This window comes from Pseudomonas sp. R4-84, assembly GCF_054130985.1.
The window spans coordinates 697,762-717,122 of the sequence record NZ_CP096390.1; the positions used below are offsets into that span (position 1 = coordinate 697,762).

The following is a 19,361-nucleotide window of genomic DNA, read 5'->3' on the forward strand; positions in this document are numbered from 1 at the left end:
CCTTATGCTGAGGGAGCGTTTTCCGACACCTGGCTCAGGCCATGGCGGACCCGATTGACCAAGGTATAAACGAGCAGGGCGGCAACCACCGCCATCACACCATCAACCCACAGCGCCCCGAGCCAACCCAGGGCAATACCGGTCGCCAGCACGCCAAACACAAACGCGCGGTCACTCTTGCCCATCGGCCCGTCATAGCGCCGCGAAGCCCCGACCATCGCGCCCAGCACGCCAGCGTATTCGCTGAACAACGCCAACAGCGTGACCAACAACACAAGCAACAGGCTGGTATCGGGAAACAGGGCAAAAGGCAGGATCAAGGCCGCGTCGGCGATGATATCGCATAGCTCATTGAGGTAGGCGCCCAGATTCGATTGCTGGCCGAACTCCCGCGCAAGCATGCCATCCACCGCATTCAACGCCATGCGCAGGAACATCCACACCGGCACCAGGACGAAAACCCACGGATGGCTGGCGAACCATGCAATCACCGCCCCCACCAGCACGGAAACGAAGCCGGCGAGCAAGGTCACCTGGTTGGCGGTGATGCCTTTGTCGTAAAGGCGTTGTACGGTGGGACGAAGCAGGTTTTGGAAGGCAGGCTTGAGTTGATAAATGGAAGGCATGTGAAATGAGATCTCGGCCGGATTCGGGGCTGGGCTTGTTCAGCTGCGAGATTACGATAGGTTGAGGCCTTGCAGGTGGGTATTTGCTGGGAATGAGCGCGGGTAGGCATCTGCGCCGTATACGCGGTGGAAAAAGACTACAGAAGGATGGTTAAGATGCTGCAAGTGGATTGGCTCCTCAACCACATGGATAAATGCAACCTGATGGCCGAATGGCTGTATCGAGAATTTACCTATGAATTCGCCCACCAATCATTGGCCCACTGGCAGGAGGAATTCTCGGCAGGCCAGCGCGATGGCCGCTGGAAATGCCTGATCGCCATGGAACATGACCAACTGCTGGGCGGTGCCTCGCTGGCACATGACGACCTGCCCGACCACCCCGAGCTCGGCCCGTGGTTGGCCTGCGTATTCGTCCACCCGGATGCCCGACGAAGAGGGTTGGCCGCGCAATTGATCGAAGGCATCTGCAACCATGCCAAAGAAGCAGGTTTTGCGACGTTGTTCCTGCACACCCACAGTGAACGGGATTACTACGCCAAGCTTGGCTGGGAAGTGCTGGAGCGCTTCGAGGCTTGGGGCAAGGAGCAGTGGCTGATGGTGCGGTGTTTGTAATGTCGATTGAACGCTAGCCTCCAGCCCGCAGCGGGCCACCTACCGGGACGTACTCGACCGGCGCTTCCTCGGGCAGGGGTTTTATCGGGTCTTCTGCGTAGCCGTAGCCTTCTTCCTTCAGATTGATCGAGTGCACGCTGTGCTCACGGGCGGTGCTGTCGGTGAGCTTGGTGAATAGGCGGTGATCGGCGGGCAAGGTGAAGCGGTCGCCGGGGTGGAGTTGGGCGAAGGTGAGGGTTGGGTTGTTCATGGCGGCGGGGCTCCGTCTTGGGTTGGTCTCTTTAAAATTGAGCGGGAGCGCTGGGATTGGGTTCCGTTTTTTTGATTGTTGGCTCAACGGCCGGTTCGAAGTACGGCTCTGGCAGCAATGTTGTCTCCCTCGGTGGAGGTGAGCTGCTCGCGATAAACACGTACAAACTAGACACGGTTAACTAATCTATCTGTATCGATTTCATCCAAGCAGAGAAAAAGTCTTTCTGTAATTGGGGGTCGTTAATGATGTCCTGATCATCAAAATCAAATATGTTTACGAGATTTTGCCTAGAAGCTGGCTCACCCAAAGTGTTTTCGTAGGCCATGATTCCTGATGTCATCTGAGCGGACATGCTTGAAGGACGCACGTTTCGCTTCGCGCCCTTGCATAAAAAATTCACGTCTGAATGCTCTTTTATAATATTTCCCAAGCAATTATAGATGTTTAGATCTGTGTAATTTTTCGCCCAGCCATCCTGGAAAGTTAGCAAGATACTGCATGTTTTTTCATTAATATCGAGTTGGGCTTTTTCTTTGTGCCCATTCCTGATAACCCAAATAATCTTTTTATCTGTCATGGCTGTTTCCTTTGAGGGTTGGGCAATGAATAGCCTACATAGGAGCCGTCTTTTTTCAAAGGTGTCACGCCTATGATGTCCTCGGGTTTTATGCGGTCGGGAATCGCAATCTCATGTTCATAGCTAAAAGGAATGTCTTTTTTGGGTAACTCCTTGTTAACATCACGGCCAGGAATTCTCTTGAGCACGTATAAGTATCCCTTCCGAGTCCCGTATCTTGATCCAAAATCGATCCCGACATCGACGTCAGTAGTCGCACTGACATATTTGCTCGGTGGATTCGTATTATCTAATGCATGAAGTAATAGGTCGGTGCTTTCTCCTAAGCTAACGAAGCCTTCTTCAAATATGACCTCGGGCCCTCTTGAGTCTCCTCGATAAAGGTACGGTGGTTTTGGAGGAGATGTTTCACCTTCGTTCACCCCAACCTTATCTGTCGGCTCCTCAACCCCAACCGCCGGCTTACACCCACCGGTCCCAGGACAATCCACCAACCCCAACGGATCCACCCACCCCGTCGGGTTCAGGGTGTACCGATACCCATTGAGCCCACCCTTGAGCTTGCTCGGATCCAGCGTCAGATACCGACCTGTCTCCGGATTGTAGTACCGGTGCCGGTTGTAATGCAGGCCGCTTTCCCGGTCGTGGTATTGCCCCTGAAAGCGCAGCGGTTGTTCCAGGCGCTTGCCGTCGCCGTGGCGCAGTTCGGTGAGTTTGCCGTAGCCGTTGTAGCGCGCGGCCCAGACGACTTCGCCTTGGTGGCTGGTCAGTTCCTGAGGGGTGCCGAGGTGGTCGAGGTGGTAGTAGAACGGCGTGGCTTTTTCCGGGCCTGCGCCTTCCAGCAGGGCCAGGGGGCGGAAGGTGCCGGGCTCATAGACGTAGCTCTGGTAGTGACGGTCGCTGCTTTCAGCGATGACCTGGTCGCCCTGCCAGATGAATTCCGTGGTAAGGCCGTCCACGGTCTTTTCGATGCGTCGGCCGAAGGCGTCGTAGCGGTAGGAGGTTTCGCTTTCGTCGGGGGTGGTGACGCCGATGAGCCGATGTTGGCTGTCGTAGCGGTATTGCGTGACGAGGCACTGGGCATGGCCGCGGCGTTCGCGGACCAGGTTGCCGTAGGCGTCGTAGTCATAGTGACGATCGCCCTCCATCAGTAGGCGGTTGCCCTTGAGGGTGGTCGGGCCGGGACGGTCGTTGAACAACACATTGCCGGCCGGGTCGTGGGAAAAATGTTCCGGGGGTTGGCTGTGGGCGTAGTCGATGCGCACCAGGCGATCCAGCGCGTCGTACTGGTAGCCGCGTCGGTTTCGCGTGTCGGAAAGCGCGGCGAGGTTGCCGTTGGCGCTGTAGGAATAGTCGCGCCAGAACAGTTGTTTTTTCTGGCTTTGCCACACGGTCTGGGCCTTGAGGCGACCCTGTTCGTCGTAGCTGTAGTCGCTGAGCAACTGGCCCTGCTGGCGCTGGCGTTCGCGGCCGCCCTTGAAGCGGTGTTCGGTCAGGTACGTGCCGTTGAGGTCGATGGCGATCAGCGCCCCGCCTCGCAGGTGGCGGTAATCCAGGGTGCTGCGATCGGGCAGGCGACAATGGACCAACCGGCCGACATTGTCGTAGCGATAATGCAGGCTCGCCCAACCCTGGTGTTCGGCGACGAGGCGGTCCTGGTTGTCGTATTCGTAGGCCAGCGGCCAATGGCCGTCTTCAACGCTGATCAGTCGCCCGAGGGCGTCGTAGCCGTACTCGACCGTGGCACCGTCGGGCAAGGTCTTGCGCAGCAGGCGGCCGGCGGTGTCGCGTTGGTAGGCGGTGATCCGCTGGCTGCCGTCGGCGCCGAATTCGGTCTTTTCCAGCAGGTGGCCGTTGAGGTCGTAGGCGTAGCCGGTGCGCTGGCCGTCGAAGCCGGTTTCCTGTCGGATCAGTCCGTTGGGCGTGTAGTCCAGCTGATACTTTTCGCCGGATTCGTTCTCGATTTCGGTCAGCAACAGCCGCGCCGAGTCGTAGCGGTACTTCAGTTCGCTGCCGTCGGGGTTGAGGCGGCGGCTGACCAGGTGCAGATCGTCGGCGTATTCGTAGCGGGTGATGCGCCCCAGTTCGTCCCGTTCCGCGGTGACCTTGCCGTAGGCGTTGTAGGTCCATGCACGGGTCGCGCCGGTGGGCAGGGTGGTCTGTAGCAAGCGGCCCACGGCGTCCCATTGGTAATGGGTGATGGCGCCGCGTTCGTCTTGACGGGTCAGCAGGCGGCCCAGGGCGTCGTAGGTAAAAACTCGCTGGCCGTCGTCCGGCAGGATTTCTTCCGTCAGTTGGCCCAACGGGTTTCGCACAAAATGATGGGCACCGCCGTCCGGGTAGCTGATGGTGTTCAGTTGCCCCTGGTCGTCGTAGTGATACCAAGTGCTTTGGCGAGCCGGGTCGACGACTTCGATGATGTCGCCCTGGGCATTGCGCCAGTAGGTCCACACGGCCTTGCCGCGGGTCCGGGCGTGCAGGAAACCGTTTCGGTATTCGTAGGACGTGGGCTCGCCTTCCGGCGGAATCAGCGCCACCAGCCGTCCGACTTCGTCGTAGCGGTATTCGGTGACGGCGCCCAGCGGGTCTTGCTCGGCGATCAGCCGGCCCTGTTCGTCATAAGCCTTGAGGTGTTCGCCGCCGGCGGGATCGACCTGGCGCACCAGCCGCGCGTGGTCGTCGTGGACATACACGTCCTGGCTGCCATCGATATGCCGGACCGTGACGCTGCCGTCGTCGCCCCAGGTGTAGCGGCTGTCCATCTGCGCGAACGAGGCCCAATGCCGGACACAGCGCGCCGCCGGGCCGAGGCCTTGCCACTCCCAGTAGAAACTCGCGCCCCCGGCCAGTTGCCGCTGGAGGATGACGTGCTGGTCGTCGTAGTCGTAGCGCTCGCTCTCGCCGGCGGCATTGGTCGCTTCGATGAGGCGCAAACGCGCATCGTAGCGGTAGGTCACCAGGGTCTGTTCGGTGCGCCAGGCTTCGTCGAGGGTCAGCGCCGGGTGAAAGCTCTGATAGTCGATGGCGACCAGGTGCCGATGCTCGTAGCGCAAACGCAAACAGCGGCCGGCACCGTTGTCCAGACGGCTGATGTCGCCGTAGATGTTGCGTTGGACGGCCAGGCGGTTGTCGTACCGATCGCTCAGGGCCGTCAGATGACCGTCGCGAAAATGTAGGAAAGGAGCGTCTTCGCCGGGCTGGGCGACGATCAATTCGTCCGGCTCGCTGCTCAGGTAAATCGCCGCGCGGGCCAGGCTGTTGTGGATGGCGGGGCGTTGCAGGCTGGGCCGGGGAAACGTGGTGCGGCGGTTTTCCTGGTCGACCCAGGTAACCTGCTCGCCGTCGATCAACAGGCGATGGGCCAGGGCATGGGTCCATCCGCGGCCGAGCCCGATGTCCAGGTCGGCGGCGCTGGTGCGGTAGAGGCGGGTGAAGACGAAGGGCAAGCGGCCGTCGAGGGTGCCGTCTTCGAGGGTGAGCAGCTCTTCGCCGGTGACCATGGACACCGGGCAACCGTCGGTGCGGGTCTGGGCGGCGCTGTCGGCGGGGTCGCCGTTGGGGTTTTTCGATTGGGCGGGGGCGTCGTCGTGGGGCTCGTACTTGTTTAGCTGAGTGGAAGGCTGGGATTTTTCCCGCACGATCGCGGCAGGATTGCTGACCGACAGAGGTGGGGAGTCTCCCGTGGTGATTTGTAAGGGTCTGACAGGCGCCGGCCCCACTGAAGGTCCTCGCCCCGCAATCACGACCGGCTTGAGCACATCGGCATGAGCGTTAAGGCTGTCGCCACCGAGTTGGCCCAGGCGTTGGCTCGAGGCCTGCAACCATGCGCGGGCTCGTTCCGAGCGAACCAAGCGCAGCGCCTTGCCGCTCAGGCGCAGGCCTATGCCTAAGCCGCCGGTAACGATTGCCAGGATGAAGTTGATCAGCACCGCAGCGCGCACTTCGCCCAGGACTTCGGCCAAATATTGCGGTGGCAACATCCGCAGCCAACTGGTGAACGCCGCCGTGTAAACGAAGAGCAAGGGCTCATCGCTCACAATCATCAGCGCTTTGGCGATCGCCTCTGACGAAGTTTCCAGCAGTTGTTCAAGCTCGGCCTCGGTGAGGTATTCCAGGAGCTTTTCACTGTTGGCCTTAAGGTCCGCCAGCAGATCGAAGATCTGTTTGATGTCGTCCCACAGTTCAAACAGGCCTTTTTCAAAGCCGCGTAACTGAGACTGCTCCAACAGGTCGACGCGCTTGAAAAAACGGCTGTCGGAGAATTCCTTCCACTGTGGTTGAAACTCGTTCCACTCGGCTTTCAGCCAACCTTCGAGCTCGGCGATCGCTGTTTGATAAGAGGCATACAGCGCCCTGACGTGATCGCTCGTGACATTCGGAAAAAAGCTGATGCGGTAACGCTGGCCGCGGTCGCATTCAGGGATTTCCAGGATGCCGCTGGGGCCGATGACGTATGGGATTGGATCGCCAAACGTTTCTTTCCCCAGCGCGTCCCGAATGATGGGTTCGAGCACCACCGGTGTGTCGCCGATTGGCACGAAACGTGATCCCTGGAACATATGCACAAGGGTCAATGGACCTTGTGCCGGACAGCTCGCCACCACGGCGCTGACTTGCTTGCCGCCGTCCTTCGTAGGCGCGAGCGAGACCTCATTGCCGACCTTGAACACCTGCTCGATGTCCAGCGTCTGGCCGTTCCAGAACTTCTCTGCCCACGTGTCGTAGTCGCCCAGGCAACTGCGAAAATCCTGTAGCACCGCCTCGACATTGGGCTTGTTCATGACGGCCAGGACCAGCGAACCAATGGCGCCGCTTAGAGACGGGGTCTTGTCAGGGAAACGCATTCAGACATCTCGCAACGCAGGAAGGCGCGAGACTTTGCCGGGGATGGCTGGAGAAATAAGTCAGGAAAGGAGATAGGGTCTGTAGGGCAAATCTTTAATTGGTTCCGGATAGGCAAGAACCCGCTGAACCCCTTGGAATTCAGACAATAAAAAGCCGGCTTATGGCCGGCTTCTCGTTGACTGATTCAGTTCGTTTTTGACAAACCTTACCAGCCTTCAAAACGTACATCCGGCTCTTGCGGCCGGCTGTGGGACTTGGTCAGAAAGTGATCTGCCTTGTCGGTGCGAGGCGTGGGCTCGCAAATGTGGGGCGGAGGATACGCGGGTTTGCTTTGGAATCCCAGTGATAAGTGGTGTGGAATCATTGGGTTAGGGGTGAACCAGGGGAAAAGCAGGGGGCTGCTGCGCAGCCCAGCGGGAGCAAGCTCCCTCGCCACGAAAAGCGATCCCTGCCGTTGGGAAGTCAATCGGACACCGGCGGTCTCTGTTTGTTGAGGGTTGACCACCAGAACACCCAGCCGATCACGTGGATGTGTTGTGCGTCGATCTGTTCGGCGCTGAAGACTTCGTCGGGGTAGGCGGCGCTGTTGTGGCTGCGCAGCCGAAGTCGGTTACCGGGGATGCGGTGCAGGTATTTGATGCGCAGCATGCCGTCGTGTTCGAGGGCGTAGATTTGGCCGTCGACGATTTGGGTCAGACCCCGGTCGATGGCGAGGGTGGAGCCGTCTTCGATGCGTTCGGCCATGCTGTCGCCGACCATGGTGGTGCAGATGGCGTCGCTGGGGTCGATTTCCAGGGATTCTAGGTGGGTGCGGGGCAGGCGGATGGATTGATCGGGGATTTCGGTGATGTAAGTTTTGGTTTCGCCGGGGGCAATCGGGACTTCCTTATAGAACGGCAGTTCGATGTCCGTGGTTTCCGCCACGCTGTAGACGCCGTCGTTTTCGGCGGCTTCATAGGTGGTGCCGGGGCCGAGGCCCAGTGGGGTTTGCGGGCCTTCGCCGGTGGCGAGCCATTGCGGGCTGACGGTGAGCAGGCCGGCGATGCTGTAGATGCGTCCCGGTGGGATGCCACGGTTGAACCAGTTATTTACATGCTGCGATTTTACGCCGTACAACTTCGCGAAGTCGGCGGATCGGATGTTGGCTTCTTTGAGAAGGGCTCTGAAGCGGTCGCCACTGGAATGTATTTTCATAAACGGAAAGTTTAGGGGCGACTGTGCTTTCGGCAATAAACATGTCGTGTGAATTTATAAGATGATCTTTCCGTTTGCAGGAACCAAAACTAGCGGGATAAACGCAGGTAAACGCTGGTAATACGAAGTTGTATTAGCCAGGGTCCAAGCATAAAAAAACCCCGGTTAACCGGGGTTCTTTTTAAGTTCGGTCTCAGCCTTTGTAGGCGGCAACCGACTTGGTGATCGCTTCGCGGGCGGCGTCTGCGCCGGCCCAGCCTTCGATCTTGACCCACTTGCCTTTTTCGAGATCTTTGTAGTTCGCGAAGAAGTGCTCGATCTGCTGGATCAGCAGTGGTGGCAGGTCGGTGTATTCCTTCACATCGACGTACAGTTGCGACAGTTTGTCGTGGGGTACTGCGATGACTTTGGCATCGCCGCCGCCGTCGTCGGTCATGTTCAGGATGCCGACTGGACGGGCGCGGATGACCGAGCCTGGAGCCACTGGGTAAGGGGTTACGACCAGCACGTCGAGGGGGTCGCCGTCGTCGGCCAGGGTATTGGGGATGTAACCGTAGTTGGCCGGGTAGAACATCGGGGTGGCCATGAAACGGTCAACGAACAGGCAATCGCTGTCTTTGTCGATTTCGTATTTGATCGGGGCGTGGTTGGCCGGGATTTCGATCGCGACGTAGATGTCGTTCGGCAGGTCTTTGCCAGCCGGAATCTTGCTGTAGCTCATTGGGCGGTGCCCCCGTTAGTTGACCAGATGACTGGTCGGATTGACCAAAAAGTGGCGGCGATTATAGGCATATTCGGCCGCTGTTGCCACGCTACCAGGGTCTTGGGCTTTGCCCTAGACCTTAGTTTGACGCCTGATAGACCGGATCTTCGGCCTGAAGTTGCCGCAGCCGGGCCAACGGATCCTGGCGGTAAAACGCCTTGAGCTGTTCATACACCCGAGGATAGGCCTGGTGCAGCAGATCCGGGGCGCTGAAGAAGTATTCGCTGGTGACGGCGAAGAACTCGGCGGGGTTTTCGGCGGCATAGGGATCGATGGCGGTCTCTGCGTCGGGGTTGTGGTCGAGTTGGCGGTCCAGATCATCGAATGCATGTTGCATGGCGTCGGCCCAGTCGCTGACGCGCATGTCGGCGTGCAGCGGTGGCAGGCCGTTGGCGTCGCCGTTGAGCATGTCGAGTTTGTGCGCCAGTTCGTGGATCACCAGGTTGTAGCCGTCCCAGCCGCCGCTGGCCATCACGCCGTCCCAGGCCAGGATGATCGGGCCTTGGGGCCAGGCTTCGCCGCTGTGTTCGCCGTCCCACTCGTGCTCGATGCCGCTGGCGTCGCGGTAGCGCTGGGGGCTGAGGAAGTCGTCGGGGTAGAGGACGATTTCGTGGAAGCCCTGGTACCAGTTCAGGTCGCCGAGGTGCATCAGCGGCAATTGGGCCTGGGCGGCAAGCAGCAGGCGTTGTTCCTGATGCAGTTCGACGCCGGGCAGGGCGGTAAGGTGTTTGTCGTGCAGGAACAGTACGCAGGCTTCACGCAGCCATTGGTCTTCTTCGGCGCTGATGCCGTCGAGGAAGCTCAATTGCTGGCGCACCCGTTGCCAGGTGTCCTCGGCCACGGGGTGCTTGGCGAGGGTGCGTCGGCGGCGCCAGTTGCTCAAGGACCACATGGAGCGATCAGCGCGTTTCGGCTTTTGAGCCGCGCTGGCTCATTTTGCTGCGCACCAGGCCAATGATCATCGGCAGCAACGACAGCAGGATGATGCCCACCACCAGCAGCGACAGGTTTTGCTTGATGAAGGGCACGTTGCCGAAGAAGTAGCCGAGGGTCACCAGGCCGCCAACCCATAGGATGGTGCCAAGGACGCTGAAGCCGAAGAAACGCAGGTAATTCATCTTTCCGACGCCGGCGACGAAGGGCGCGAAGGTGCGAATGATCGGCAGGAAGCGCGCCAGGGTCACGGTTTTGCCGCCGTGTTTATCGTAGAAATCGTGGGTCTGCTGCAGGTAGTCGCGGCGGAAGATTTTCGAGTTGGGGTTGCTGAACAGTTTTTCGCCAGCGGTACGGCCGATGAGGTAGTTGGTGCTGTCGCCGAGGATGGCCGCGAGCATCAACAGGCCCCCCAGCAGTACCGGGTCCATGGCGCCACCGGCGGCTACGGCGCCGGCGATGAACAACAGGGAGTCGCCCGGCAGGAACGGCATGACCACCAGGCCGGTTTCACAGAAGATCACCAGGAACAGGATGGCGTAGATCCACGTCCCGTAGTTGGTCACCAGCATGTCGAGGTAGACGTCGAGATGCAGGATGAGGTCGAGGGGGTTGAAATCCATGCGTAACACCTTGGTGGCGGCCCGACTCGGCGGGGCTGGTGGGTCTGGCTTTGAGTATGGGCTACAGGGTGTGTAGCTTTTTCTTACAAGCAGGGAAGAGCGGCATTATACGGTGGGGATTGTGAAGCGCGTGTTGAGTTTGTAGCGGGGGATTTCCAAGGGGACTGGCTGGATGAGGCGTGGCTCGGATCGATTTTGTGGCGAGGGAGCTTGCTCCCGCTGGACCGCGTAGCGGTCCCAAAGCAGGCAGCTCGGTCGGCCTGATGTACCGCGTGCTCAGGTTTGGGGCTGCTGCGCTGCCCAGCGGGAGCAAGCTCCCTCGCCACGAGGGTTTCACTCAGTCACAAGGTTTCACCTGGCCACAGAGGCTTCATCCAGCCGCAGGGGTCAAAGCCCTTCGCTGATTGGCAGCACGTAGTTCTTGAACTCGGAGTCTTCCTTGAAGCCGATCGACTCGTAGGTTTTCTGCGCGACGTCGTTGTTGCTGCTGGTGGAGACGCGCATGCGGACGGCGTTGGTTTCCTTGGCCATTTTTTTTGCGGTGCGGATCAGGTTGTCGGCGACGAGTTGGCGGCGGGCGTCTTCGGCGACGTAGATGTCGTTGAGGATCCACACGCGCTTGAGCGACAGCGACGAGAAGCTGGGGTAGAGCTGGCAGAAACCGAGCAACTTGCTGTCGTCGTCATCCGGCAGGGCCAGGTAGATCACCGACTCCTTGCGGCGCAGGCGTTTTTCCAGGAAGGCCCGGGACGAGTCCGGAAAAGGCAGCGAGCCGTAGAATTCCCGGTATTTGACGAACAATGGGGTCAGCAGGTCCAGGTGTTCCAGCGTCGCTTGGATAATCCGCATGGTAGGTCTCGTCTGCAAAGGTCGACATCAAGTCTGACAACAACGGCGGACTGCCGTGCCCAGATGCTGCCTGAAAGCGGATCAAAAGCGCAATTGCATGACAGGTTCAGCTTGGGGGCGGCGCCAGTAGGAAATTACCTTTCATATCGGCACCGTTTTCCGCCTCTAAAGTGTTTACCTGGGCTTCGTCCTTCAGATTGACCCCCGAGAGCTGTCGGCGACAGGCCTCGCGCATCAGATAGATCAGGCGATGGGCCGCCATGCCATAGCTCAGGCCTTCGAGGCGCACGTTGGAGATGCAGTTGCGATACGCATCGGTCAGGCCGACCTTGGGGGCGTAGGTAAAATACAGCCCCAGGCTGTCGGGGGAGCTGAGGCCGGGGCGTTCACCGATCAGGATCACCGACATTTTTGCGCCGAGCCGCTGCGCCACTTCATCGGCCACCGCGACGCGGCCCTGTTCCACCAAAACGATGGGCGACACAGACCAGCCTTCGGCGGCGATCTGTTCTTCCAGGCGCGCCAGGAACGGCAGCGTATGGCGATGTACCGCCAGCGCTGACAGCCCGTCAGCCACCACAATGACCAAGTCCACACCGCCGGGATGGGCGGCGGCGTAGTCCTGAAGGATTTGCGCGGAGGCGTCGTCGAGCCGTCGACCCAGATCCGGGCGTTGTAGATAGCTATTGCGGTCGCTGGCTGCGCTGTGGAGCAACAGGCTTTCACGGCCACGCTCAGTCAGTTGTGCGCGGATGCCCTGGTGATCGAACGCCAGGTGCACCGCATCGCGGGCCTGGGCGTGGGCGAATTGGAAGTCCAGTTGCGCCGAGGTGGGTAGGCTGGTGCCGGTGCGGCCCAGGGCGATGCGCGCCGGGGTGAGGTTGCGCAGGTTCAGCCAAGGGTTTTGCGAATCGACGGGGTTTTTATCCATGGGCAGGTCTCTTATCCCAAATGCGCGAGGGCGTGACGAAACGCCGGTGGCAGGTTGTCGCCGAACCGCACCCGGCCATCGGCCTGAGTGAAGATGCCCATGTTCGCCAGCCAGGTTTCGAATTCCGGCGCGGGCTTGAGGCCCAGGGTCTGGCGGGCATAGAGGGCGTCGTGGAACGAGGTGGTCTGGTAGTTGAGCATGATGTCGTCGGAGCCGGGGATGCCCATGATGAAGTTGATCCCGGCCACGCCCAGCAGGGTCAGCAGGGTGTCCATGTCGTCCTGGTCGGCTTCGGCGTGGTTGGTGTAGCAGATGTCGCAGCCCATCGGCACGCCGAGCAACTTGCCGCAGAAGTGGTCTTCGAGGCCGGCGCGGATGATTTGTTTGCCGTTGTAGAGGTATTCCGGACCGATGAAGCCTACAACCGTGTTCACCAGGAACGGGTTGAAATGTCGCGCCACGGCGTAGGCCCGCGTCTCGCAGGTCTGTTGATCGACGCCGTGGTGGGCATTGGCCGACAGCGCGCTGCCTTGGCCGGTTTCGAAATACATCAGGTTGTTGCCCAAGGTGCCGCGATTCAGGCTGAGCCCTGCGTCGTAGCCTTCCTTCAAAATGTTCAGGCTGATGCCGAAACTGGCGTTGGCCGCTTCGGTGCCGGCGATGGACTGGAACACCAGGTCCAGGGGCACGCCCCGGTTCGCCGCTTCGATGGAGGTGGTGACGTGGGTCAGCACGCAACCTTGGGTGGGGATGTCGTAGCGCTGGATGATGGCGTCGAGCATTTCCAGCATGGCGCAGATCGAGGCGGTGCTGTCAGTGGCCGGGTTGATACCGATCATGGCGTCGCCGTTGCCGAAGAGCAGGCCGTCGAGGATGCTCGCGGCGATGCCGGCGGGTTCGTCGGTGGGGTGGTTGGGTTGCAGGCGCGTGGACAATCGCCCGCGCAGGCCGAGGGTGCCGCGAAACTTGGTCACCACGCGGATTTTCTGCGCCACCAGCACCAGGTCTTGCACGCGCATGATTTTCGACACGGCGGCGACCATTTCCGGCGTCAGGCCAGGAGCCAGTGCCCGCAGGCTCTGTTCGTCGGCGGCTTCGCTGAGCAGCCAATCGCGAAAACCGCCGACCGTGAGGTGGCTGACGACGGCAAAAGCTTGTTTGTCGTGAGTGTCGACGATCAAACGGGTGACTTCGTCGGCCTCGTAAGGAATCAGCATTTCTTGCAGGAAATGGCTGAGGGGCAAGTCAGCCAGGGCCATTTGCGCGGCCACGCGCTCGCCATCGTTGAGCGCGGCGATCTCGGCCAGGAAATCCCCGGAACGCGCCGGGCTGGCCTTGGCCATCAGGTCTTTGAGGCTGTCGAAGCGGTAGGTCTGGGCGCCGACCGTGTGTGCAAAACTGGCCATACAGGTTCTCCGTGACGGCGCCGCTGGGCGGCGCCGTGTTTTTCGGCACGTTACGGCTTAGTGCAAGGCTTCTTCGGCTTTTTGAATGGCCGCGAATTCCTCTTCGGGCGTGCCTGCGACCAAGTGATGCCGACTGTAGAAAGCAAAGTAAGCAATTAACACTCCATAGATGATCGCGGCGCCGATCACCACCCGAGGATCGACCAGGAAGCCCGCCACCACGGCGATACACGCCAGCACCAGGGCCACGCCCGAGGTGAAGATGCCGCCCGGCGTGCGGTATGGCCGGTCCATTTTGGGGCGACGGATGCGCAGGGTGATGTGCGCGGCCATCATCAGTACGTAGGAAATGGTCGCGCCGAACACCGCCACCAGAATCAGCAGGTCGCCCTGGCCGGTCAAGGACAGGCCGAAACCGATGATGCCTGGGATGACCAACGCCAGGACCGGCGCTTTGCTTTTATTGGTTTCCGAGAGTTTGCGCGGCAGGTAGCCGGCGCGGGACAGCGCGAAGATCTGCCGCGAGTAGGCGTAGATGATCGAGAAGAAACTGGCGATCAAACCGGCCAGGCCGACCAGGTTGACGAAGTTGCCCATCCAGGTCGAGCCGCCGTAGGCCTTGGCCAGGGCTTCCACCAGTGGGTTGCCCGACGCCATCAGCGCGTTGGAGCCCGCGCCGCCCGGGCCGATCACCAGAATCAGCAGGGCAAAGGCCACCAGCACCAGCATCGCGCCGATCAGGCCGCGCGGCAGGTCGCGCTTGGGGTTCTTGGTTTCTTCAGCGGCCAGCGGCACGCCTTCCACGGCGAGGAAAAACCAGATCGCATAAGGGATGGCCGCCCAGACGCCGACGTAGCCGAACGGCAGGAACGAACTGGCCCCAGCGGCCTCGGTGACCGGAATGTCCAGCAGGTTGGCGACGTTGAAGTGCGGCACCATCGCCACCAGGAAAACCCCCAGTGCCAAGGCGGCGACGGCGGTGATGATGAACATCAGCTTGAGGGCTTCCCCGACGCCGAAAATGTGGATGGCAATGAAGATGATGTAGAACGCCAGGTAGATCATCCAGCCGCCAATGCCGAACAGCGACTGGCAATAGGCGCCGATGAACACGGCAATCGCCGCCGGGGCAATGGCGTATTCGATCAGGATCGCGGTTCCCGTGAGGAATCCGCCCCAAGGCCCGAATGCGCTGCGGGCAAAACCGTAGCCGCCGCCGGCGGTGGGGATCATCGAAGACAGCTCGGCGAGGGAAAAACACATGCACAGGTACATCGCGGCCATCAGCAGCGTGGCGAGGAACATCCCACCCCAGCCGCCCTGGGCCAGGCCGAAGTTCCAGCCAGCGTAGTCGCCGGAAATGACATAGGCCACGCCCAGGCCTACCAGCAGGACCCAGCCCGCCGCGCCTTTCTTCAGTTCACGTTGTTGGAAATATTCGGAGCCGACTTTTTCGAAATCGACCGAGGACGTTGCCGGTTGCGGGGTTGCATGATCGCTTGGCATAAGGGTTCACCTGTTTTTATTTTTTTTGGCCCTGTGAAGCGGGCTTGCTCATGACGCGTGATTCAGTTGTAGCTGTGCTGGATGTGCCGCCGCCATCGCGAGCAAGCTCGCTCCCACAGTGGATCGGTTCCAACCCTGAAGAAGAGTTATCCACAAATCCCTGTGGGAGCGAGCCTGCTCGCGAAGGCAATCTAAAGGGCGAAGCAGGGTTGCCTGCCTCGCCCTTTTTTACTTAGAAGAACCCCAACGGATTGATGTCGTAGCTCACCAGCAGATTCTTGGTCTGCTGGTAGTGGTCGAGCATCATCTTGTGCGTCTCGCGCCCGACGCCGGACTTCTTGTAGCCACCGAACGCGGCGTGGGCCGGGTACAGGTGGTAGCAGTTGGTCCAGACGCGACCGGCCTTGATCGCCCGGCCCATGCGGTAGGCGCGGTTGATGTCGCGGGTCCAGAGGCCCGCGCCGAGGCCGAACTCGGTGTCGTTGGCGATCGCCAGGGCTTCGGCTTCGTCCTTGAAGGTGGTGATGCTCACCACCGGGCCGAAGATTTCTTCCTGGAAGACGCGCATCTTGTTGGTGCCCTTGAGCAGGGTCGGCTGGATGTAATAACCGCTGGAAAGGTTGCCTTCGAGTTTCTCCACCTGGCCGCCGGTCAACAGTTGCGCGCCTTCGCCCTTGGCGATTTCCAAGTACGAAAGAATCTTGTCGAATTGCTGCTCGGATGCCTGGGCGCCGACCATGGTGTCGGTGTCCAGCGGGTCGCCACGTTTGATCTGCTCGATTTTCTTCATCACCACTTGCATGAATTCGTCGTAGATCGACTCCTGCACCAAGGCGCGGGATGGGCAGGTGCAGACTTCGCCCTGGTTGAAGAACGCCAGCACCAGGCCTTCGGCGGCTTTTTCGATGAAGCTTGGCTCGGCCTGCATGATGTCTTCGAAGAAGATATTCGGCGACTTGCCGCCCAATTCCACGGTGGACGGGATGATGTTCTCGGCGGCGCATTTCATGATGTGCGAGCCCACCGGGGTGGAACCGGTGAAAGCGATTTTGGCGATGCGCTTGCTGGTGGCGAGGGCTTCACCGGCTTCCTTGCCGAAACCTTGCACCACGTTCAGCACGCCCGGTGGCAGCAGGTCGCCGATCAGTTCCATCAGCACGCAGATGCCCAGCGGGGTTTGCTCGGCCGGCTTGAGTACCACACAGTTGCCGGCGGCCAGAGCCGGGGCGAGTTTCCAGGCGGCCATCAACAGCGGGAAGTTCCACGGGATGATCTGCCCGACCACGCCCAGTGGTTCATGGATGTGATAGGCCACGGTGTTGCCGTCGATCTCGGCGGCGCTGCCTTCCTGGGCTCGCAGGCAACCGGCGAAGTAGCGGAAGTGGTCGGCTGCCAATGGGATGTCGGCGTTGAGGGTCTCACGCACGGCCTTGCCGTTGTCCCAGGATTCGGTAATCGCCAGGGTTTCGAGGTTCGCTTCGATGCGGTCGGCGATTTTCAGCAGGATCAGCGAGCGGGCCTGGACCGACGTAGCGCCCCAGGCATCAGCGGCGGCATGGGCGGCATCCAGGGCTTTGTCGATGTCTTCGGCCGTGGAGCGCGGGAATTCGGCAATGGGCTGGCCATTGACCGGCGAAGTGTTGGTGAAGTACTGACCTTTGACAGGCGCGACGAACTCGCCGCCGATGTAGTTACCGTATTTGGCCTTGAACGAAACGATAGCGCCTTCAGTACCGGGGTGAGCGTAACGCATGATGAGTTCTCCTTGGCTTTTGTGCTTATTAGGGAGCCGCGCAAATTCGCGCTGGTACTTAAGCCTAGAGCAAAGGTTGGGCCATTGCCTTGTAGGGCCCGGAAATCAAGACTTTGGGAGGAATTCGTCAGACAAACGGAGGGGCTGTGTCACGGTTGCGATACGCAGTGTGTGACAGTTTGTGCCATGGCTGAGACAGTCTGTGACCGGCAGGTCGCGCCAGCATTGCAAAGGTCGGTGGGCTGGAGGATGCTGGCTTCGACGGCGAGGCCATGGGCGGACCGCTTATGTGGCGAGGGAGCTTGCTCCCGCTGGATCGCGAAGCGGTCCCCCAAAGCCAACTCGGTCAACCTGATGCACCGCGTGCTCAGGTTTTGGGGCCGCTGCGCAGCCCAGCGGGAGCAAGCTCCCTCGCCACGGGGCAATGTGTCTGCAGGTCCAAAAAGGTCCTTCGGGGAGAACAATAAGAAATGCACAGCAACCATTTGAGTCGCCATGCCCAGCAAGTCTTGACGGTCACCCAGGGCAAGGCCCATTTGCAGGGGCCTGGCAGCGATCCGTCGATTGCCCGTTCCTGGCTGCGCTGCCTTGAGGACTATCACCTCGACCCGGCGCAGAACCTGGCGCCGACGGTGCTTGAACATGGCCGAGTGCTGGAAAGCCGCGAGCGTTTGCAGCAAGTGCTGCATATCGCCGGCACGGAAATGACCAGCCTGCATCAACAACTCTCCGGCGCCGGCCACGCTGTGCTGCTCACCGACGCTCGGGGCGTGATCCTCAACTGCGTCACTGCCCCCAGCGAGCGGAAGATTTTCGAGCGGGCCGGCCTTTGGCTGGGCGCCGACTGGAGCGAAGCCTGCGAAGGCACCAACGGCATCGGCACCTGCCTGGTGGAACGCCAAGCCCTGACCATCCACCAGGAAGAACATTTTCGCGGCCGTCACACCGGCCTGACCTGCTCGGCGAGCCCGGTGTTCGACCCTCATGGCGAACTGCTGGCGGTGCTCGATGTGTCCTCGGCCCGGCCAGACGTGTCGCGCCAGAGCCAGTTCCACACGATGGCCCTGGTCAATCTCTCGGCGAAGATGATCGAGAGCTGTTATTTCCTGCGTTGCTTCGACAATCAATGGTTGCTGCGCTTCCACTTGCAGGCCGAGTCCGTGGGGCTGTTCAGCGAAGGGCTGATGGCGTTCGACGGCGAAGGGCGGATCTGCGCGGTGAACCAGAGCGCGCTGAACTTGCTCGGGCACATTCGTGGCGGCTTGCTTGGTCAGCGGGTCGAAGACTTTTTCGATTGTTCCCTGGATGAGCTGATGGGCCGGGCCAGTGCCCAGGCCAGCGCCAGTTGGCCGTTGCGCACCCGTGACGGCCGGCATCTGTTTGCCGTGTTGCGCGGCCAGCCGCGTAGCGTCCCGGCCCCGGTCGCGCCGACCCTCAAAGTCATCGAGTCGGCACGTCTGCCGGGGATCTGCCTGGGGGATGCGGCGTTGCAGGAACATTTTCGCAAGGCACTGCGGGTCTACGAACGCGATGTGCCGCTGCTGATCCACGGCGAGACCGGCTCCGGCAAGGAGGCGTTTGCCAAGGCTGTGCACCATGCCAGCCAGCGCGCCGAGAAAAACTTCGTCGCCCTCAACTGCGCCGCGATTCCAGAAAGCCTGATCGAAAGCGAGCTGTTCGGTTATCGCGGCGGCAGCTTCACCGGCGCGAGAAAAGAGGGCATGCGCGGCAAGTTGCAACAGGCCGACGGCGGCACGCTGTTTCTCGATGAAATCGGCGACATGCCGCTGGCCTTGCAGACTCGCTTGCTGCGGGTGCTGGAAGATCGCCTCGTGGTGCCCATCGGCGGCGAACCCGAGGCGGTGAACGTACGCATCATCAGCGCCACTCACCGGCAATTGCTCGACCGGGTGCGCGATGGCAGTTTTCGCGAGGATCTGTATTACCGCCTCAATGGCTTGGAAATCCCGTTGCCGGCGTTGCGTGAGCGCAGTGACAAATCTCAGCTGCTGGATTTCCTGTTGGCTGAAGAGAGCGGCGCCGAGACGGTGTTTATCGACGAACCGGCGCGCCAGGCATTGCTGGGCTTCGATTGGCCGGGCAACGTGCGGCAGCTGCGCAATGTGCTGCGTACCCTCGCTGCGTTGTGCGACGGCGGGCGGATTGGTTTGGAAGACTTGCCGGCGATGATCCGCCAATGCCCGGTGGAGCAGGTAGAAGCCCCGACAGAACACCCGCTGGAAGATGCCGAGCGACTGGCGTTGCTCGATGCGCTGGAGCGCCAGCGCTGGCATATGACCCACACAGCTGAACAGCTGGGGATCAGCCGCAATACCCTCTACCGCAAACTGCGCAAGCACGCGATTGCCCGATAACCGCGTCGCGGCCCTTCGCGAGCAGGCTCCCTCCCACGGTGGATCTCGGTGCGAAGGCTAAACACAAGGTGCGATTTTCCCCTCCCTACGCTAACCTGCGGCCATGTTTACG

General features: G+C 60.7%; 15 protein-coding genes. 2 read left to right on the plus strand and 13 right to left on the minus strand.

Going from position 1 to position 19,361, the window contains the following annotated elements:
- Positions 1 to 2: 2 nt before the first annotated feature.
- Positions 3 to 626: a CDP-alcohol phosphatidyltransferase family protein gene (locus M1D68_RS03230; protein ID WP_420767576.1), complete on the minus strand. Its 624-nt coding sequence runs from the start codon at positions 624 to 626 to the stop codon at positions 3 to 5.
- A gap of 156 nt (positions 627 to 782) precedes the next feature.
- Here M1D68_RS03230 and M1D68_RS03235 point away from each other — a divergent pair, with 156 nt between their 5' ends.
- The gene (locus M1D68_RS03235; protein ID WP_434609323.1) at positions 783 to 1,241 is read left to right on the plus strand and encodes a GNAT family N-acetyltransferase; all 459 of its coding nucleotides are present in this window, start codon (positions 783 to 785) and stop codon (positions 1,239 to 1,241) included.
- Positions 1,242 to 1,254: 13 nt separating this feature from the next.
- Here the strand turns inward: M1D68_RS03235 and M1D68_RS03240 are convergent, their stop codons facing one another.
- The 12 genes from M1D68_RS03240 to exaC all read right to left on the minus strand — a co-directional run bounded on the left by M1D68_RS03240 (position 1,255) and on the right by exaC (position 16,874).
- The gene (locus M1D68_RS03240) at positions 1,255 to 1,491 is read right to left on the minus strand and encodes a hypothetical protein (protein WP_420767578.1); all 237 of its coding nucleotides are present in this window, start codon (positions 1,489 to 1,491) and stop codon (positions 1,255 to 1,257) included.
- Positions 1,492 to 1,672: 181 nt separating this feature from the next.
- The gene (locus M1D68_RS03245; RefSeq protein ID WP_457969266.1) at positions 1,673 to 2,071 is read right to left on the minus strand and encodes a hypothetical protein; all 399 of its coding nucleotides are present in this window, start codon (positions 2,069 to 2,071) and stop codon (positions 1,673 to 1,675) included.
- Complete coding sequence (locus M1D68_RS03250) at positions 2,068 to 6,915, minus strand: RHS repeat-associated core domain-containing protein (RefSeq protein ID WP_457969267.1); 4,848 nt, start codon at positions 6,913 to 6,915, stop codon at positions 2,068 to 2,070. Before M1D68_RS03250 ends, M1D68_RS03245 begins: the two co-directional genes overlap by 4 nt.
- Before the next feature lie 463 nt (positions 6,916 to 7,378).
- Positions 7,379 to 8,110 (minus strand): LexA family transcriptional regulator, encoded by a 732-nt coding sequence (locus tag M1D68_RS03255; RefSeq protein WP_420767356.1) that lies wholly within the window; start codon positions 8,108 to 8,110, stop codon positions 7,379 to 7,381.
- A gap of 193 nt (positions 8,111 to 8,303) precedes the next feature.
- Positions 8,304 to 8,831: an inorganic diphosphatase gene (gene ppa, locus M1D68_RS03260; RefSeq protein ID WP_003205933.1), complete on the minus strand. Its 528-nt coding sequence runs from the start codon at positions 8,829 to 8,831 to the stop codon at positions 8,304 to 8,306.
- 121 nt (positions 8,832 to 8,952) lie between these two features.
- Complete coding sequence (locus tag M1D68_RS03265; protein WP_457969270.1) at positions 8,953 to 9,765, minus strand: M90 family metallopeptidase; 813 nt, start codon at positions 9,763 to 9,765, stop codon at positions 8,953 to 8,955.
- Positions 9,766 to 9,772: 7 nt separating this feature from the next.
- The gene (locus M1D68_RS03270) at positions 9,773 to 10,429 is read right to left on the minus strand and encodes a DedA family protein (protein WP_434562106.1); all 657 of its coding nucleotides are present in this window, start codon (positions 10,427 to 10,429) and stop codon (positions 9,773 to 9,775) included.
- Between the two features lie 387 nt (positions 10,430 to 10,816).
- The gene (locus M1D68_RS03275; protein ID WP_420767353.1) at positions 10,817 to 11,278 is read right to left on the minus strand and encodes a GNAT family N-acetyltransferase; all 462 of its coding nucleotides are present in this window, start codon (positions 11,276 to 11,278) and stop codon (positions 10,817 to 10,819) included.
- A gap of 106 nt (positions 11,279 to 11,384) precedes the next feature.
- Positions 11,385 to 12,209, minus strand: coding sequence for an ethanolamine ammonia-lyase subunit EutC (gene eutC / locus M1D68_RS03280; protein WP_434562108.1), 825 nt, complete (start codon positions 12,207 to 12,209; stop codon positions 11,385 to 11,387).
- 11 nt (positions 12,210 to 12,220) lie between these two features.
- Positions 12,221 to 13,615: an ethanolamine ammonia-lyase subunit EutB gene (locus M1D68_RS03285; protein WP_434609367.1), complete on the minus strand. Its 1,395-nt coding sequence runs from the start codon at positions 13,613 to 13,615 to the stop codon at positions 12,221 to 12,223.
- 57 nt (positions 13,616 to 13,672) lie between these two features.
- Positions 13,673 to 15,121 carry an ethanolamine permease gene (gene eat / locus M1D68_RS03290; RefSeq protein ID WP_434609370.1) on the minus strand — a complete coding sequence of 483 codons (1,449 nt, stop codon included), beginning with the start codon at positions 15,119 to 15,121 and terminating at the stop codon, positions 13,673 to 13,675.
- Positions 15,122 to 15,353: 232 nt separating this feature from the next.
- The gene (gene exaC / locus M1D68_RS03295; protein ID WP_434562114.1) at positions 15,354 to 16,874 is read right to left on the minus strand and encodes an acetaldehyde dehydrogenase ExaC; all 1,521 of its coding nucleotides are present in this window, start codon (positions 16,872 to 16,874) and stop codon (positions 15,354 to 15,356) included.
- 470 nt (positions 16,875 to 17,344) lie between these two features.
- Here exaC and M1D68_RS03300 point away from each other — a divergent pair, with 470 nt between their 5' ends.
- A complete protein-coding gene (locus tag M1D68_RS03300; protein ID WP_457969271.1) occupies positions 17,345 to 19,249 on the plus strand; it encodes a sigma-54-dependent Fis family transcriptional regulator in 1,905 nt (634 codons plus the stop codon).
- The last annotated feature ends 112 nt before the right edge of the window (positions 19,250 to 19,361 follow it).